Annotated in this window: 15 protein-coding genes; 9 read left to right on the forward strand and 6 right to left on the reverse strand. The window is 60.9% G+C overall.

What is annotated here, in order from left to right:
* Positions 1-222 precede the first annotated feature (222 nt).
* Positions 223-1,155, forward strand: coding sequence for an endonuclease/exonuclease/phosphatase family protein (locus AB8B31_RS15335; RefSeq protein WP_130652838.1), 933 nt, complete (start codon positions 223-225; stop codon positions 1,153-1,155).
* Here the strand turns inward: AB8B31_RS15335 and AB8B31_RS15340 are convergent.
* Positions 1,111-3,024, reverse strand: coding sequence for an ABC transporter ATP-binding protein (locus AB8B31_RS15340; protein ID WP_130652839.1), 1,914 nt, complete (start codon positions 3,022-3,024; stop codon positions 1,111-1,113). The genes AB8B31_RS15335 and AB8B31_RS15340 overlap by 45 nt on opposite strands.
* Positions 3,025-3,186: 162 nt before the next feature.
* Here AB8B31_RS15340 and AB8B31_RS15345 point away from each other — a divergent pair, with 162 nt between their 5' ends.
* Entirely contained in the window at positions 3,187-3,417 is a 231-nt protein-coding gene (locus AB8B31_RS15345) for a CopG family ribbon-helix-helix protein (RefSeq protein WP_018446685.1), read from the forward strand.
* Between the two features lie 112 nt (positions 3,418-3,529).
* Here AB8B31_RS15345 and AB8B31_RS15350 read toward each other — a convergent pair whose 3' ends face one another.
* On the reverse strand, positions 3,530-5,386 hold the full coding sequence (locus tag AB8B31_RS15350; protein ID WP_130652840.1) for an ABC transporter ATP-binding protein: 1,857 nt from the start codon (positions 5,384-5,386) through the stop codon (positions 3,530-3,532).
* Positions 5,387-5,772: 386 nt separating this feature from the next.
* Between AB8B31_RS15350 and AB8B31_RS15355 the strand changes: the two genes are divergently transcribed.
* Positions 5,773-6,234 (forward strand): tRNA (cytidine(34)-2'-O)-methyltransferase, encoded by a 462-nt coding sequence (locus tag AB8B31_RS15355; RefSeq protein WP_018446686.1) that lies wholly within the window; start codon positions 5,773-5,775, stop codon positions 6,232-6,234.
* Positions 6,235-6,450: 216 nt separating this feature from the next.
* On the forward strand, positions 6,451-8,097 hold the full coding sequence (locus tag AB8B31_RS15360) for a Na/Pi cotransporter family protein (protein WP_113542353.1): 1,647 nt from the start codon (positions 6,451-6,453) through the stop codon (positions 8,095-8,097).
* Between the two features lie 3 nt (positions 8,098-8,100).
* On the opposite strand, the gene AB8B31_RS15365 is transcribed toward AB8B31_RS15360, so the two are convergent.
* Complete coding sequence (locus AB8B31_RS15365; RefSeq protein ID WP_018243054.1) at positions 8,101-8,361, reverse strand: hypothetical protein; 261 nt, start codon at positions 8,359-8,361, stop codon at positions 8,101-8,103.
* Between the two features lie 178 nt (positions 8,362-8,539).
* On the opposite strand from AB8B31_RS15365, the gene hemF reads away from it, so the two are divergent.
* The 4 genes from hemF (at position 8,540) to AB8B31_RS15385 (ending at position 11,591) form a co-directional block, all read left to right on the forward strand.
* Entirely contained in the window at positions 8,540-9,451 is a 912-nt protein-coding gene (gene hemF / locus AB8B31_RS15370; RefSeq protein ID WP_018446689.1) for an oxygen-dependent coproporphyrinogen oxidase, read from the forward strand.
* A 103-nt stretch (positions 9,452-9,554) separates the two neighbouring features.
* Positions 9,555-9,824, forward strand: a complete 270-nt coding sequence (locus tag AB8B31_RS15375) for a hypothetical protein (RefSeq protein WP_018243056.1) — start codon at positions 9,555-9,557, stop codon at positions 9,822-9,824.
* Between the two features lie 243 nt (positions 9,825-10,067).
* Positions 10,068-11,135, forward strand: a complete 1,068-nt coding sequence (locus AB8B31_RS15380; RefSeq protein WP_026188612.1) for an IS110 family transposase — start codon at positions 10,068-10,070, stop codon at positions 11,133-11,135.
* A gap of 270 nt (positions 11,136-11,405) precedes the next feature.
* Entirely contained in the window at positions 11,406-11,591 is a 186-nt protein-coding gene (locus tag AB8B31_RS15385; protein WP_003561358.1) for a DUF1059 domain-containing protein, read from the forward strand.
* On the opposite strand, the gene AB8B31_RS15390 is transcribed toward AB8B31_RS15385, so the two are convergent.
* From AB8B31_RS15390 to AB8B31_RS15400, 3 genes are read right to left on the reverse strand one after another with little or no spacing between them, the layout of a single operon-like run.
* The gene (locus AB8B31_RS15390) at positions 11,592-12,845 is read right to left on the reverse strand and encodes a CCA tRNA nucleotidyltransferase (RefSeq protein WP_018446690.1); all 1,254 of its coding nucleotides are present in this window, start codon (positions 12,843-12,845) and stop codon (positions 11,592-11,594) included.
* Positions 12,842-13,492 (reverse strand): CoA pyrophosphatase, encoded by a 651-nt coding sequence (locus AB8B31_RS15395; RefSeq protein WP_018243058.1) that lies wholly within the window; start codon positions 13,490-13,492, stop codon positions 12,842-12,844. Before AB8B31_RS15395 ends, AB8B31_RS15390 begins: the two co-directional genes overlap by 4 nt.
* Positions 13,489-14,112: a DUF1285 domain-containing protein gene (locus AB8B31_RS15400; protein WP_018243059.1), complete on the reverse strand. Its 624-nt coding sequence runs from the start codon at positions 14,110-14,112 to the stop codon at positions 13,489-13,491. The genes AB8B31_RS15395 and AB8B31_RS15400 overlap by 4 nt, the downstream gene beginning before the upstream one ends.
* 158 nt (positions 14,113-14,270) lie before the next feature.
* Between AB8B31_RS15400 and AB8B31_RS15405 the strand changes: the two genes are divergently transcribed.
* Positions 14,271-15,281, forward strand: coding sequence for an AAA family ATPase (locus tag AB8B31_RS15405; RefSeq protein ID WP_003541786.1), 1,011 nt, complete (start codon positions 14,271-14,273; stop codon positions 15,279-15,281).
* The last annotated feature ends 13 nt before the right edge of the window (positions 15,282-15,294 follow it).

Below are 15,294 nucleotides of genomic sequence, written 5' to 3' on the forward strand. Positions count from 1 at the left end.
TCTGGACACAATTCGGCCATAGATTCCCCGGCAATCCGGCGCGTTCTATGCTTGATCGCAAATTATGTCCAGCCTTGGCAAGGGGATGAGGGCACAATGTCGCGGGAAATTTCGGATGAATTTTTTAAGGCAAACACGCGCTTGCCATTATGTTGCATTGCAACAAAAATGCCCCCGTGATAGGCGCAGTCGCAGCCATGCCAGCGAGCCGGACCGGAGCGGATGAGAGACACGATTTTTTGCGTATTCAGCGTTCTCACGACGCTCGTTCTCGCCATTGTCTCCCTCCGATACTTCACCGATTTCTATCTGCTGTCCTTCTTTTACAGCTTCCAGGTCCATCTGGCGGTGGCCGGCGCCGTGGCCTCGGTCGCTGCCCTTCTCGTCAAGCGGCACTGGTATGCGCTGCTGACCCTCGCGGTATCGGTGGTCCTTGCCGTCCATGGTGTCGTGATGATGCGCGAATTCGTCGAGCCGGCTGTCGAGGAGAGCCGCCCCGCCCTCTTCAGGCTGATGTCCTTCAATATCGAGAATGATAATTTCGCAAACGGCCCTGACATCGCCGATATGGTCATTGCCTCAGGCGCCGACGTCGTCAGCATCCTGGAGGCCGAACCGCTGCTGTCGGAACTGCCGCGGTTGTTGAAGATCTATCCCTATTACATCGGCTGCGGTGTCGGCATGGAGCAATGCGATACGCTGGTGCTGTCGAAGCGTCCGTTAATCGAACCCCGTATCCGCAATCTCGGCCTGCTCTGGCGCAACCGGCTGACGATCTCGACGATCGATTTCGATGGCCAGAAGATCAATTTCCTCGCCGCGCATCTGACCAAACCTTATTACGACGAATTCCACGGCCTGGAAATCGAGGATCTTGCGGAGATCATTCCCTCCCTTTCGGGACCGCTCGTTCTTGCCGGCGATTTCAATACGTCGATTCTGGCGCCCGACGTGCAGTATCTCATGCGTAGCCAGGGCTTGGGCACGGTATCGCTGGAGCCCGCGACATGGCCGATCCGCGCCGGTGCTTTCGGCATTCCGATCGATCATATCTTTACCCGCGCGCCCCTGCGGCTGAAATCGGTTCGCCGCATCGAGAACGGCTTCGGATCAAATCATTTTGGCCTGATGGCGGAATTCGTCGTCAACCCCTAGGCCCGCATCCTCATCCATAGCGAGGAAGCCGCCAGACTGGCGCGCCCAAAGTTCCGCATAGAGTCCACCGCGGCGAAGCAGTTCGTCATGGCTGCCCTCCTCGATGATCCGGCCGAGATCGACGACGATCAGCCGGTCGAGCGCTGCGATCGTCGACAGCCGATGGGCGATCGCAAGCACCGTCTTGCCTTCCATGATCCGATGGAGATTGGACTGGATTGCTTCTTCTACTTCCGAATCGAGCGCCGACGTCGCTTCGTCGAGAACGAGGATCGGCGCGTCCTTCAGCATGACGCGGGCAATCGCGATGCGCTGCCGCTGCCCGCCTGACAGTTTGACGCCGCGTTCGCCGACATGCGCATCGAAACCTCTGCGGCCCTGCTGATCTTGCAGGCGTTCGATGAACTCGATGGCTTCGGCGCGCCCGGCCGCCTCGACCAGCCCCTCCTCGCCGGCATCGGGCCGTCCGAATAGGATATTGTCGCGCACTGAACGATGCAGCAACGAGGTATCCTGGCTGACGACGCCGATCTGCATCCTGAGAGATTCCTGCGTCACGGCTGCAATATCTTGGCCGTCGATTAGAATGCGCCCGTCCTGAATATCGTAGAGGCGCAGCAGCAGGTTCATCAGCGTCGATTTCCCCGCGCCCGAACGGCCGACGATCCCGACTTTTTCGCCCGGCCGAATGGTCAGGGAGAAATTCTCGACGACCGGCTGATGACCCTTGCCGTAGCGGAAGGAAACATTGTCGAAGCGGATGCCGGGCTGCCGGATCACCAGGCCTCTGGCATCCGACCGATCGACGAGCCCCAGAGGCTGGGAGATCAGCTCGGCGGCGTTCTGGATGGTGCCGAGATTGCGCATGATGCCGTTGAACTGCGTCATCAGCCGTCCGAGCAGGAAATTCAACCTGAGCACCAGTGCCAACGAGAATGCCACGGCACCGGAGCTGACCAGGCCGCGCAACCAGAGATCGACGCTCAACCCCGCCATCGTCACGATCATCAGGCCGGAGAGCAGCGCCATCGAGGCCCTGACGCCCGTGATGAACCGCGTGAAGCGCAGCACCGTATCCTGATAGATATCGAAACCCTGCCGCATATAGCGGTCGCTCTCCTCGTCGCGGGCAAACAGCTTCAGCGTCTGCATGTTGCTGTAGGAGTCGACCATCCGGCCATTCAGCATCGATCCGGCCTCCGCCGTTTCGCGAGAATGATGACGAATCCGCGGAACGAAGTGGCGGGCAAGCAGGCTGAAGGCGCAAAGCCAGAACAGCACGACGGCAGCCAGGGAAAAGTCCAGCCGGGCAACGAGCACAAGCGTCGTTGCGGCATAGATGCCGACGAACCAGACGCTTTCCATCAGCGAGGTGACAAGATCGCCGGTTGCCTGCCCGGCCGACCAGACTTTGGTGACGATGCGCCCGGAGAAATCACTCTGGAAGAACGACAACGACTGCCTGGAGACGTGGAGATAAGATTGCCAGCGTGCGAGATTATAGAAGCCCGGCGTGATCACCTGCTGGTCGACGAGGGCAATCAGGAAGGCGACGACGAAACGCACGAGCCCGATGAGGGCGAGCATGCCGAACAATTCGCCGCCATGGGCGGCGAGAAGACCGTTCCAGCCGGCCCCAGGCGTGATGCTGCCGAGGATATCGACCAGGCGTCCGACGAACCAGAACAGTGCGGCCTCGATCGCCGCCGACGTGCCGCCCAGAACGAGCATGGCGACGAACGGCATCCTCGCCTGGCCGATATAGAACCAGATGAATCCGAGCGTCGAGCGCGGCGGCTGGAGATTGGCGCGTGGGCGGAACGGATCGATCCAGGTTTCGAACCGGCGGAGGATGGGGTTCAGCAACATAGAAGCGATATAGGCGGATTAGCCGAGCCGGCAAAGGGAATGAAAAGCGGACAGAATGTTATATTTTGGTAATTATCGGTAACATCGGCGGCATACCCATTGAATGCCCCCGAACTGGTCACAATCTCACGTTACGATCGCGGTTTACCGGAGACCACTTCCATGGAAACGAAAATGCTCGATGTGCATGTTCCGCTTCCGCTTGCAGAAAGGCTGGATGCCCTGGCATTCGCCCTGGGGTTGCCGCGCGACGAGATCATCGCCGAGGCCATCACCACCTGGATCGATCAGGAGGAGCACCGCCGCCTTGTCGCCCTGCGCACGATCGCGGCTGTCAACACCATGGTCGTCGTCGAGCATCACCGCGTGATCGATTGGGCCGACAGCCTTTGAACGGATAAGAGGCAAACGGAGTCAGTTCTTCAGCAACCGTCCGGCAAGCTTATAGCCATCCTAAGAATTCAAGAGGCCCTCCCCGCTTTCGCAGGGAGGGCCCCATTGCATCTTATTGCGCCGCCACCTCCGCTTCCTCGGCGTGATCGGAGAGGAAGCCGCCGGACTGGCGGTTCCAGAGGTCGGCATATATGCCGCCTCCTTCGACCAGCTCGATATGCGAGCCGGCCTCGATGATCCGGCCTTTGTCGAGCACGATCAGCCGGTCCATCTCCGTCAGCGTCGAAAGCCGGTGGGCGATCGCGATCACCGTCTTGCCCTCCATCAGGGCGAAGAGGTTTTCCTGGATCGCCGCCTCGACTTCCGAATCGAGCGCCGAGGTCGCCTCGTCGAGTACCAGGACCGGCGCGTCCTTCAGGAAGACGCGGGCGATCGCGACACGCTGCCGCTGGCCGCCGGACAACTTGACGCCGCGTTCGCCGACCTGTGCGTCGAGCCCCGCGCGGCCCTGCATGTCGACGAGGCCTTCAATGAACTCCCAGGCATTGGCGCGTTTGGCGGCCTCGATCACCTCGTCGTCCGTTGCTTCGGGACGACCATAGGCGATGTTGTCGCGGATCGAGCGATGCAGCAGCGAGGTGTCCTGCGTCACCACGCCGATCAGCGAGCGCAGGCTTTCCTGCGAGACGCCGGCGATGTCCTGCCCGTCGATGGTGATGCGACCGGCCTCCAGATCGTAGAAGCGCAGCAGCAGGTTCATCAGCGTCGTCTTGCCGGCGCCGGAACGGCCGACCAGGCCGACCTTCTCCCCCGCCTTGATGTCGAGCGACAGGTTGTCGATGACGCCCTTGCTCTTGCCGTAGTGGAAGCGGATGCGGTCGTAATGGATCGCGCCCTTCTTCGCCGTCAAGGTGGGTGCACCCGGCTTGTCGACGATATCGTGCTGTTTGCTCATCATCTCCATGCCGTCATAGACCGTGCCGATATTCTCGAACAGCGCCGAGACTTCCCACATGATCCATTGCGACATGCCGTTGACGCGCATGGCAAGACCGATGGCGATGGCGATAGCGCCAACCGAGATCGCGCCGTTCAGCCAGAACCAGATCGACAGGCCCGAGATGACGAAGAGCGCAACACAGTTGTTCACGTAGACGCAAATATGGAAGAGCGTCACCTTGCGCATCTGCTTGTGCACAGTCTGCAGGAACTCGTCCATGCCCTCCTTGGCATAGACCTCCTCGCGGCCCGCATGCGAAAACAGCTTGACGGTCGCGATATTCGTATAGCTGTCGACCACGCGCCCCGTCATCATCGAGCGCGCATCCGCCTGCGCCGCCGCGATCTTGCGAAGCCGCGGCACGAAATAGGCGACGATGCTGATATAGACCGCGAGCCAGACGAGGATCGGGATCATCAACCGCCAGTCGGCCGCTGCGATAACTATGATCATCGTCAGGAAGTAGGTGACGACATAGACGAAGACGTCGAGGATCTTCATTACCGTCTCGCGCACGGCAAGCGACGTCTGCATCACTTTGGTCGCGACACGCCCGGCAAACTCATTGGCGAAGAACGACATGCTGTGGCGCAGCAGGAAGCGGTGCATCTGCCAGCGTGCGATCATCGGATAATTGCCGAGCATCATCTGATGCATGATGAGCGAATCGAGCCCGGCCGTCAGCGGCAGGCCGACCAGCACCAGCGCCGCCATCCAGAAAAGCTTGTGGCCTTCTCTCTCCAGGAATGTGGCGCGGTCGGCATTGGTCAGCCAGTCGACGATGTCGCCGAGGAACTGGAAGAGCGCCACTTCGCCGATCGCGATCAGCGCGGTCAGCACGGCCATCAGGCCGAGCCAGGGCGCAGCCGGTTTGCTGTAGTGCCAGCAAAAGGCAAAAAGACCTTTCGGCGGGGCGACAGGGTCCTCGCTTGGAAAGGGATTGAGTCGCTGCTCGAACCAGCCAAACATGAAATTGCTCCGAAACGTCACCGTTCCGGCTCCCGGCTTCGCGCCATCCCAGCGCACTGCAAGCACATATGGGAACCGAACGTTCAAGGGGCGAGGCTGAGACAGCCGCACAATGGATCAAAAAAGGAAATTCAGGGAAGAAACCCGCACTATCGGCGGAAAATCGCACCGCTTGGCATCACGGCCGGGAGGCGCACATACAGCAAAATATTCATTCTGGCGCTCCTTGCTGGCGATTAAAGATATGCACCGATAACGCGAAAACGAGGAATTTTCCAGCCCTGTTCTGCCGAAAAATTCATCTTTTCGGGTCCAAACGCGCCCTGTTGCGTCGAAATCACAGTTGCATTAGGCCTTTTGTGGTGAAAGCGGGAAGACGGCGCATCATGACTTCACTCAGACTGGCACTCTATCAGCCCGATATTCCCGGCAATACCGGCACGATCCTGCGTCTTGCCGCCTGCCTTGGTTTCGCGGTCGATCTGATCGAGCCCGCCGGCTTCGACATCTCCGACCGCAACCTGAAACGGGCGGGTATGGATTATATTGCCGCCGCCGCCCTCACCCGCCATGTCAGCTGGGACCGCTTCGAGGCATGGCGTCTGACCACCGGCCGCCGCCTGATCCTCGCCTCGACCAAGGCTGCAGAGCGCTACACCGATCTTGCCTTTCGCCCGGACGATATCCTGCTCTTCGGTCGCGAAAGCGCCGGCGTGCCGGATCAGGTGCATGAGAGGGCCGACGCCCGAATTCTGATCCCGATGCTCGAAGGCCAGCGCTCGATCAACGTCGCCGTCTCGGCCGCCATGATCGTCGGCGAGGCAATGCGCCAAACCGTTTGGTCTTGACGGACGCCGGCGCTGACGGAGCAAAGCCCGCGGAATTGCCGATCCGCTCCAGAATATGTCGCAAAATAGCGTTGTCTATCTGTCAAACCGGCGTATATTTATTAGCCGGGCAATCAAAAATTCAGTATTGGCCTCCATGATTCCAACACGTTGGAATGACCATGTGAGGAAAACCGCATTTCTCCAGATCTGTGAAAGAAGAATAAAAACAACAAAATGGACTCTACAATCATCATGATCAACCTGTTCGGCGCCGTGGCTCTGTTGCTGTTCGGCCTCGCGCAGGTGAAGGATGGCGTATCGAGAGCCTTCGGCGCCCGCTTGAGAACGGGGCTGGCGACCGGCACGCGCGGCAGTCTTCGTTCCTTCCTGTCAGGCCTCGTTGCAACCGTCGCTCTGCAGAGCTCGACGGCAACGGCGCTGATGACTGCCTCCTTCGTCGAGCGTGACCTGATCAAGCCGCGCATGGCGCAGATTGTTCTGCTCGGCGCCAATGTCGGCACCGCGATCACCGCCTGGATCGTGGCAACGGGCATAGAATGGCTCTCTCCTCTTCTCATTCTTGTTGGCATTGTGCTTTACCGCGGTCGTTCAAGCACCAGCCAGGGCGGCGGCACAGCGCTGATCGGTATCGGGCTGATGCTGCTGTCGCTGCACCTCCTCGGTCTTGCGACGGAGCCGATGCGCGCCTCCCCTGCTCTCGCCGCCTTCATCGGCCTGCTGGATGGCGCCCTGCCCGTGGCAATGATCGTCTCGGCAGCACTTGCCTTCGCATCCTCGTCGAGCCTTGCGGTGGTGGTGCTCATCCTGTCGCTCGCCTCGGCCGGCGTCGTCTCCGCCGAACTCGTCATCGTGCTCGTGCTCGGCGCCAATCTCGGCGGCGCAATACCGCCTGTCGTCGCGACATTGTCCGGTCCGGTTTCGGCGCGGCGCGTCACCCTCGGCAATCTCGCCGTCCGCACGCTCGGCTGCCTTATTGCCTTGCCGCTGGCGGGTTATGGGGCGGAACTCATTCAGATGCTGCCCTTCGGTCCTGCCAAGCTGCCGGTCGATGCGCATCTTGCCTTCAACCTTCTGCTGGCGGCGCTGGCCTGGCCATTCTCCCGGCCGCTCGCCACCTTGATGGCCCGGCTGGTGCCGGATCAGGCCGAGCCTGACAGCGCCCCGAAATATCTGGATGCGCAGGAACTTTCGACGCCGGTCGTGGCCCTGGCCAGCGCTACCCGCGAAGTACTCGGCGTCGGCGACTTGATCGAGCGCATGCTGATCCGGGTCTCCGAAGCCTTCGAGCGTAACGACGCATCGAAGCTTGCCGAGATATCCGCCCTCGAAGAGCGCGTCGACCGACTGCAGCAGGCGGTGAAGGTCTATCTCTCGAAGCTCGGTCGCGAGGGTCTCAGCGACGAGAACGCACGCCGCTCGATCGTCGTCATCGATTATGCGATCAACCTCGAACATATGGGCGACATCATCGAGAAGGGCTTGCTGGAGCAGGTGGCGAAGAAGATCTCCCTCGGCCTGAAATTTTCCGAGGACGGTCATCAGGAACTGCGGAAGCTGTTCGATCTGACGATCGACAATCTGCGCGTCGCTCAGACGATCTTCGTCACCCGTGACTTCAATCTCGCGCGCCAGATGATGGAGGTAAAGGTCGAGGTGCGCCGGATGGAAAAACAGTCTGCCGAGCGCCACCTTGAACGTCTGCGTGACGGCCGCGCCGACAGCCTGCAGACGAGTTCTCTGCATCTCGACATGCTGCGCGACCTGAAGCGCCTCAACGCCCACATTGTCTCGGTGGCGCATCCGATCATGGACGAAAACGGCCTGCTGATCGAAAGCCGTGTGCGGGCGACTACGAAGTGACCGTCAGTCGGCCGAAGGCAGGCGGCGCATGGTGAATTCGATCTGGTCGCCGTCGAGCTGACGCCAGCTCTCCACCTCGGTCCAGTAGGCGGCTTTCGGATATTCGTCGAACCATTCGCGCGCCTTGGCGCGTGCGTCCATGAGGCCGAGGCAATATGTCTCACGCACGAAATGGTCTTTCCTGCTCGGGGGATTTTCCGCCCGATGTCTCGCTATCCTGCGCTTCAGGCCGTCGAAGGACGGAGGCCCTGGAACTTTTTTCATCAAACCTACCTCCTCGGAAAAGGTAGTATCGAAATTCTTGATTTGCGAGTCGAATCTTGGAAGCGCTCGGCGGTGCTTGGCCACGCTTGGCGAGATGCAGCACCAACTGCTAGTCATGGCGCGCAATCAAGAATGAGCGAGTCGCCTCCGAAGGAGATGTCGACCGTCGGAGGCGTAAATGGAAAGACCGGAACTGCCGATCGGCTTGCCTGACGATATCGAAGAGAAGAAGGCTGCCGCCCGCAGTTGGTTCGAGGGATTGCGCGATACGATCTGCGCCTCCTTCGAGGCCCTCGAGGATGAGTTGGAAGGGCCACTCTCCGACCAGGAGCCTGGCCGCTTCGTCGCCAAGGACTGGTCACGCGAAAACGGCGCCGGCGGCGGTGGCCGGATGTCGATGATGGAAGGCCGCGTCTTCGAAAAGGTCGGCGTCCATACCTCCACCGTCTACGGCGAATTTGCCCCGGATTTCCGCGCCCAGATACCCGGCGCCAAGGACGATCCGCGTTTCTGGGCCTCGGGCATCTCGCTGATCGCCCATCCAGTGAACCCAAACGTTCCGGCCGTGCACATGAACACACGCATGGTCGTCACCACCAGCCGCTGGTTCGGTGGCGGGGCCGACCTGACGCCGGTGCTGTCGCGCCGCCGCACGCAGGAGGACGAAGACAGCCAGCTCTTCCACAAGGCCATGGAGATCGCCTGCCGCAATCATGCAGTCGCCGATTACGATGCGTACAAAGCCTGGTGCGACGAATATTTCTTCCTGAAACACCGCAACGAGGCCCGCGGCATCGGCGGCATCTTCTACGACTGGCTGCATTCAAGCGAGGAAGCCGGCGGCTGGGACGCCGATTTCGCCTTCACGCGTGATGTCGGCCGGGCCTTCGCCATGGTCTATCCAAAAATCGTCCGCTCCAACTTCAATAAATTGTGGACAGAGGCCGATCGCGACGAACAATTGATCCGCAGGGGCCGCTACGTCGAATTCAATCTGCTGTATGATCGCGGCACGATCTTCGGCCTGAAGACCGGCGGCAACGTTGAATCCATTCTCTCTTCGTTGCCCCCCGTCGTCCGCTGGCCATGAAACTGTGATATCTCGTCGATAAATTCGAGGTGATAGACCTTCACGAAAATTCAGTGCGTCCTAACTTTATATGTATGTGCGTAACAATCGGAGGAGGATTGTCATGACGATACAAAGTGGCTCGCCAGCGTCTACGGATGTCCAGGAAACATCCCGCACGATCGACACATCCGAGTTTCTGACGCGCATCGCCGAGAAACTGCGGACCAAGAGCGGCTCGGATCTGCCGCTGTCCTGCTTCATCGAGCAGGTCAAGCTGCAACTGGCCGGCGGGAAGTCGCCGGAACAGCTGCAGAACGAAGCAGCGGCCGCCAACAGCAACATGCCCGGTCAGCTTTCGGATACCTACAAAGCCTGGGCGATGCCCGACTGATACGGCCTTTACTGGCCGGCATGTCGATGCCGGCCGGAACCTTCCCTCCCCCCGCACATTCATAAATCGCGTAAGATCGCGCTCGTCGTTGTGTTTTGAACAGAGGAGGTGGCATGAAAGAGGCCGCGGCCGTTGAGAGAACGGATCACTGAGATGCAGATGATGATCGAGGGACAGTCACACTTCCAGCCTTTCGGCTTATCTTATTGGGGTTTCGAAGATCTCAATAAGGGAGTTGGAAGCATGACTGCCTCTTATGAATACCATATCGGGGTCGACTACCACAAATCCTACAGCCACCTGGTGGTTCAGGACAGCAGCGGCAAGACGCTGAGATCCGGCCGGGTGAAGAACGACCGACAGTCGCTCGGCGGGTTTCTCGAACGCTATCGGGAGAACTCGCATGCGGTTGTCGAGGCGACGCGCAACTGGATGGTGATCTACGACTGGCTCGACGACATTTGTGATGATGTCGTTCTCGCCCATCCGCTGAAGGTTAAGGCGATCGCCGACGCCAAGATCAAGACCGACAAGATCGACGCGACGGTGCTGGCACATCTGCTCAGAGCCGATCTGGTACCCGAAGCCTGGGCGCCAAGCGAGAGATCGCGGGACCTTCGCGTCGCGCTACGCGAACGGATGTTTTACGTGCGGCTGCGCACGATGACCAAGAACCGCATCGTCACGGTGTTCGACCGCTATCCGGAGCAGACGGCGCAATTGAAGAAGCTTGGCGACCTGTTTGGCAAGGCCGGCCGCGTCCAGCTGGCTCAAGTGAACGTCTCTGAGATCGACCGCATCCAGATTGATCGTGGTCTCGCCTTCATCGGCGACATCGACATGCGGATCAAACAGTCGGAAGCAACGATCCGGGCGATGACCAAGGCCAATGCCAACGTCAAGCTGTTGAAGACGATCCCCGGCATCGGCGAGTTCTTCGCCCGGCTGATCGATGCGGAGATCGACGACATATCGCGGTTCCGCCAACCGAAGAAGCTTGCCGCCTATGCCGGGCTTGTGCCCTCGACCTATTCCTCCGGCGGCAAGACCTTCCACGGCAAGATCATCAAGCAGGGCAACAAGTGGCTGCGCTGGGCCTTCGTCGAGGCGGTAACACCTGCCATCGCCAGCGATCCACAGCTGCGCGCCCAATACGAGCATCTGAAGATCAAAGGAATAAACAAGGCGCGGGTTGCCATCGCGCGCAAGCTTCTGACGATCGCCTTCCAGATCCTGCGTGACCAGCGCGCCTACGAGCCGCGCGGCACCGCCACCATGGAAGGCGCGTCGACGATATCCCGGTTGTCCTGATGGTCGTTTAGCGAGCTCGGCAGGACTGGGCTGCGCTCCTCTAGGAGAATGGGAAACCGGGAGCCGAACGCCACTCTGTGACCGAAGCCCCAGGCATCAGGTCACGCATTGGAGACTGGTTCAAGAACCGAAGGACAGCAAAGCGATCTGTCCGGCGGAAAGAGAGACTTTGCCGATCGGTACGAATGCCGGTCAAAACTTAACCGAACCCAAGGAAAAGCCGCCAAATGCTGGTGTTCTGCCCCTTGCGTTCTTTCATTGGAGAAGACCATGCGACTTTTCGAATGCGGCACTCTCGTTCCGGGCTGCGCCTGGCATACACGGGCGGATAGCGACGCCGAGGTGGTTCGCCGTGCCGTCGAGCACCTGAAAGATGCTCACGGCGAAACCACGATCCGCGAGAACATGGTGGATAATATCAAGGCTCGCATCCGTGACGAAGCGACCGCCGCCTGATTATTGCACGCGTTCCTGCAGCCGGGCGAGCAGCGCCGCCCGGTCGGAAACGAAGTTTTCCTCCACCCACTGGTTTTCCAGGCCGGCAAGCAGCTCGCCGACGCGCGGACCGGACGCGATTCCTGCCGAAATCACGTCGCCGCCGTTCAGCGGAAACTGCGGTTTCTTCCAGTGCATTGCCTTGTCCAGCAACTTGATAAGCCGCGCCGACCGCGCCATTTCGTCGAAATCGCTTTCAGCCTTGCCGCGCGCAACCGCAAGCGCCAGCTTCAGCCGTGTCGTGATGCCATCGGCACCGTTGCGGTAAAGCAGCCGTTCAAAGGCCGCCGACGACATGTCGTCATTAACAGGCGCTGCCATTGCCCAGGCCTTGAGATAGGCCGCTTCCGCATTCGAGAGCTTGAGCCGGGCTGCGAGCGCCTCCATGCGCGCCGCATCGGGCGGCACGATCGCCGCAAGGCGCAGCAACGGATCGGGCGTCCAGCCGAGCGCCTTTTCGGTGGTGATCAGCGAAGGGATCGCATCGATCCCCCATCGTTCCGATTCCGGGAGGATTTCCGTCAGCACCGCCACCTGCCGCATCCAGAGCAGCGCCCGGCCGGGATCGCCGGCGCCAAGCAGCTTTCGCAGTTCCGACCAGACGCGTTCTGCTGAAAGCGTCGTCAGTTTCGAACGCGCCGCGGAACACGCCTTCAGCCCCTCGGCATCCGGCCGTCCGGAACCGTAATAGGCAAAGAAGCGGAAGAAGCGCAGGATGCGCAAATGATCCTCGGCAATACGCCTTGCGGCATCGCCGATGAAGCGGATGTTGCGCGTCTCGATGTCGGCAAGTCCGCCAACGAGATCCACCACCTCGCCCTCGGCATCGGCATAAAGCGCGTTGATCGTCAGATCCCGCCGTTCGGCATCCGCCCTCCAGTCTGTGCTGAAGGCAACCTTGGCGTGGCGTCCGTCGGTCTCGACGTCGGTGCGAAGGGTCGTCACCTCGAAGGGCTTGCCGTCGATCACGAGCGTCACCGTGCCGTGCTCCAGGCCGGTTGGGACTGCCTTGATGCCGGCGCCCGCCGCCCGCTCCATCACCGCCTCCGGTCTGAGTGTCGTGGCTATGTCGACATCATTGACCGGCAGGCCCATCAGGCTGTTGCGCACCGCCCCGCCAACCACACGCCCTTCCCCGCCATCGGCGCTGAGAAGTGCTAAGATCCGGCCGAGCGCCGGGTCGCGGAACCATGCTTGGTCGGCAAGGCCGGTCATGCATAAAGCCTTTCGTAAAGCGTGCGGACGATGCCGGCGGTGATGCCCCAGATCATTCTGGTTTCATAGGGCACGCGGTAGAAATGCCGGTCGATGCCGTCGATGACACGCCTGTCGCGGGTGTGATTGGCAGGATCCATCAGGAAGGAAAGCGGCACCTCGAACACGTCGTCCACCTCGGTCGGGTTCAGCGTCAGCGCAAAGCCCGGCGTGACGACGCCGAGCACCGGCGTGATGCGAAAGCCCGTCGAGGCAAGGTAATTCGGCAGCCGCCCGACGGTTTCGACGAAGGAACCGGCCAGTCCGATCTCCTCCTCCGTCTCGCGGATCGCCGCCATTTCAGGGGAGATATCGGTGGGATCGATCGAGCCGCCGGGAAAGGCGATCTGCCCGGAATGTTTGCGCAGCGTCGCCGTGCGCTTGGTGAAGATCACATGCGCCTCTTCGCCGTCGTCGACGACGGGCACGAGCACGGCGGCGTCGCGCAGTTTGAAGGTCTCGACCTCGGCGACGATGTCGGGGTTGAGGATATGGTCCCCGTGATCGCGCCAGGCATGGTCGACCGGCCCGCCATTCTGATTGAGCGCGCGGCGGCGGAATTCGGTTGCGGAAAACAGCGGGTAGCGGTGGGTGATCGCATCATTCATCGGCAAAGCGCATCCAGTTCGTCGGCCGGCATGACCGGGAAGACCTCGCCGGCGGAGCAGATCGCAAACATCGCCCGCCCCTCCACGTCGAAAGTCTCGCCGAGCGCGACCAGTTCATACATCACTGCACGCGACACCAGCGCCTCCAGCCGCCCGCGCACATGCAGATAGGGTTTCAATTCGGCGTTGCCGTCAGCAATGGCAAAGCGCAGCCGATGCTCCCCTCCCGCCTCCACGACATCGCCGACATTGGTGCGGAAGGTCAACACCTGTTGGCCTTCGCTCTCCGTCACGCTCATCTCCACGGCGATGAAAGGCGCGTCGACGACCCTTATCCCAACCTTTTCCACAGGAGTTACGAGATAGGTCTTCTGGTCGTCGTCTTTCCTCAAAACCGTCGAAAACAACCGCACCAGCGCCGGCCGGCCGATCGGCGTGCCCATGTAGAACCAGGTGCCGTCAGCCCGGATTTCCATGTCGATATCGCCGCAGAAAGGCGGATTCCACCGTTCGACCGGCGGCAACCCTCGTTTTTTCTCGCCACTTTCCTCAGACGCACGCGAAATCAGTGCGGCAAGTCCCGCCGCATCCGCCTGTCCGCTGATTTCCTCGGCTGCCATTCTTCCGTCCCGGTTTGTCCCTAACGAAGTAAAGTCACGAGATAGTCATTCGCAACGAACTTGTCAGCCCGTCACATCTCCATAACTCTATCGGGTATGAGGCACATGTATAAGTCCGCCGATTCGCTGCCGAATGATTTCAGCCGTTGGAGATACGCATGGGTATGATGAAGACCGAAGCCAGCCTCGATGAAAAGGCGATCGTCGCCGCCGCCGAAAAGGCGCTCTCCGATATTGCCGCCATCCGCGGGGAAGTCTCGAAAGTGATCTTCGGTCAGGAAAGCGTCGTCGAGAACACCATTCTCGCTGTGCTGTCAGGCGGTCATGCCCTGCTCGTTGGCGTTCCCGGTCTTGCCAAGACCAGACTGGTGACCACGCTCGGCGAGGTGCTCGGCCTTGCCGCCAACCGCATCCAGTTCACGCCGGATCTGATGCCCTCGGATATTCTCGGCTCCGAGGTAATGGACCAGGACGACAGTGGACGCCGCTCCTTCCGTTTCGTCAAGGGCCCGGTCTTCGCCCAGCTTCTGATGGCCGACGAGATCAACCGCGCCTCGCCGCGTACCCAGTCCGCCCTTCTGCAATCCATGCAGGAATATCACATCACAATCGCCGGCCAGCGCTATGACCTGCCGGCGCCCTTCCATGTGCTCGCCACCCAGAACCCGCTCGAGCAGGAAGGTACCTATCCTCTGCCCGAAGCCCAGCTCGACCGCTTCCTGCTGCAGGTCGACGTCAACTACCCCGAACTCGCCGCCGAGCGCCAGATCCTGCTCGAGACGACGGGCTTGGGCGAAACCCGGCCGGAAGCCGTCATCGATGCGCAGCGGCTGATCGAGATCCAGACCCTGGTGCGCCAGATGCCGGTGAGCGACACGGTCGTCGATGCCATCCTGGCGCTGGTGCGTTCCGCCCGCCCCGGACAGGGCAATGCCTCGACCGACAAGAACGTCGCCTGGGGTCCAGGCCCGCGCGCCGGCCAGGCAATGATGCTCTGCGCACGCGCCCGCGCGCTCTACGAAGGCCGTCTCGCACCGTCTCTGGACGATATCTTCGCGCTCGCCGAACCCATTCTCCAGCACCGCATGGCGCTGACCTTCGCCGCCCGCGCCGAAGGCATGTCGGTGCGTGACGTCATCGCCGGACTGGTCAAGCAGGCAAAGGGATAAGGAAGCCGGACGC

Origin of the sequence: Rhizobium sp. 62_C5_N11_2 (assembly GCF_051811185.1) — a bacterium.
GTDB classification, from domain to species: Bacteria; Pseudomonadota; Alphaproteobacteria; order Rhizobiales; family Rhizobiaceae; genus Rhizobium; species Rhizobium leguminosarum.

What these genes read in the sequence shown, in the direction of transcription:
- AB8B31_RS15380 (WP_026188612.1), top strand. Translation starts at nt 10,068, where the DNA reads ATGACTGCCTCTTATGAATACCATATCGGGGTCGACTACCACAAATCC.
- AB8B31_RS15355 (WP_018446686.1), top strand. Translation starts at nt 5,773, where the DNA reads ATGACTTCACTCAGACTGGCACTCTATCAGCCCGATATTCCCGGCAAT.
- hemF (WP_018446689.1), top strand. Translation starts at nt 8,540, where the DNA reads ATGGAAAGACCGGAACTGCCGATCGGCTTGCCTGACGATATCGAAGAG.
- AB8B31_RS15340 (WP_130652839.1), bottom strand. Translation starts at nt 3,024, where the DNA reads ATGTTGCTGAACCCCATCCTCCGCCGGTTCGAAACCTGGATCGATCCG.
- AB8B31_RS15385 (WP_003561358.1), top strand. Translation starts at nt 11,406, where the DNA reads ATGCGACTTTTCGAATGCGGCACTCTCGTTCCGGGCTGCGCCTGGCAT.
- AB8B31_RS15335 (WP_130652838.1), top strand. Translation starts at nt 223, where the DNA reads ATGAGAGACACGATTTTTTGCGTATTCAGCGTTCTCACGACGCTCGTT.
- AB8B31_RS15400 (WP_018243059.1), bottom strand. Translation starts at nt 14,112, where the DNA reads ATGGCAGCCGAGGAAATCAGCGGACAGGCGGATGCGGCGGGACTTGCC.
- AB8B31_RS15390 (WP_018446690.1), bottom strand. Translation starts at nt 12,845, where the DNA reads ATGACCGGCCTTGCCGACCAAGCATGGTTCCGCGACCCGGCGCTCGGC.
- AB8B31_RS15395 (WP_018243058.1), bottom strand. Translation starts at nt 13,492, where the DNA reads ATGAATGATGCGATCACCCACCGCTACCCGCTGTTTTCCGCAACCGAA.
- AB8B31_RS15405 (WP_003541786.1), top strand. Translation starts at nt 14,271, where the DNA reads ATGGGTATGATGAAGACCGAAGCCAGCCTCGATGAAAAGGCGATCGTC.
- AB8B31_RS15360 (WP_113542353.1), top strand. Translation starts at nt 6,451, where the DNA reads ATGGACTCTACAATCATCATGATCAACCTGTTCGGCGCCGTGGCTCTG.
- AB8B31_RS15365 (WP_018243054.1), bottom strand. Translation starts at nt 8,361, where the DNA reads ATGAAAAAAGTTCCAGGGCCTCCGTCCTTCGACGGCCTGAAGCGCAGG.
- AB8B31_RS15375 (WP_018243056.1), top strand. Translation starts at nt 9,555, where the DNA reads ATGACGATACAAAGTGGCTCGCCAGCGTCTACGGATGTCCAGGAAACA.
- AB8B31_RS15350 (WP_130652840.1), bottom strand. Translation starts at nt 5,386, where the DNA reads ATGTTTGGCTGGTTCGAGCAGCGACTCAATCCCTTTCCAAGCGAGGAC.
- AB8B31_RS15345 (WP_018446685.1), top strand. Translation starts at nt 3,187, where the DNA reads ATGGAAACGAAAATGCTCGATGTGCATGTTCCGCTTCCGCTTGCAGAA.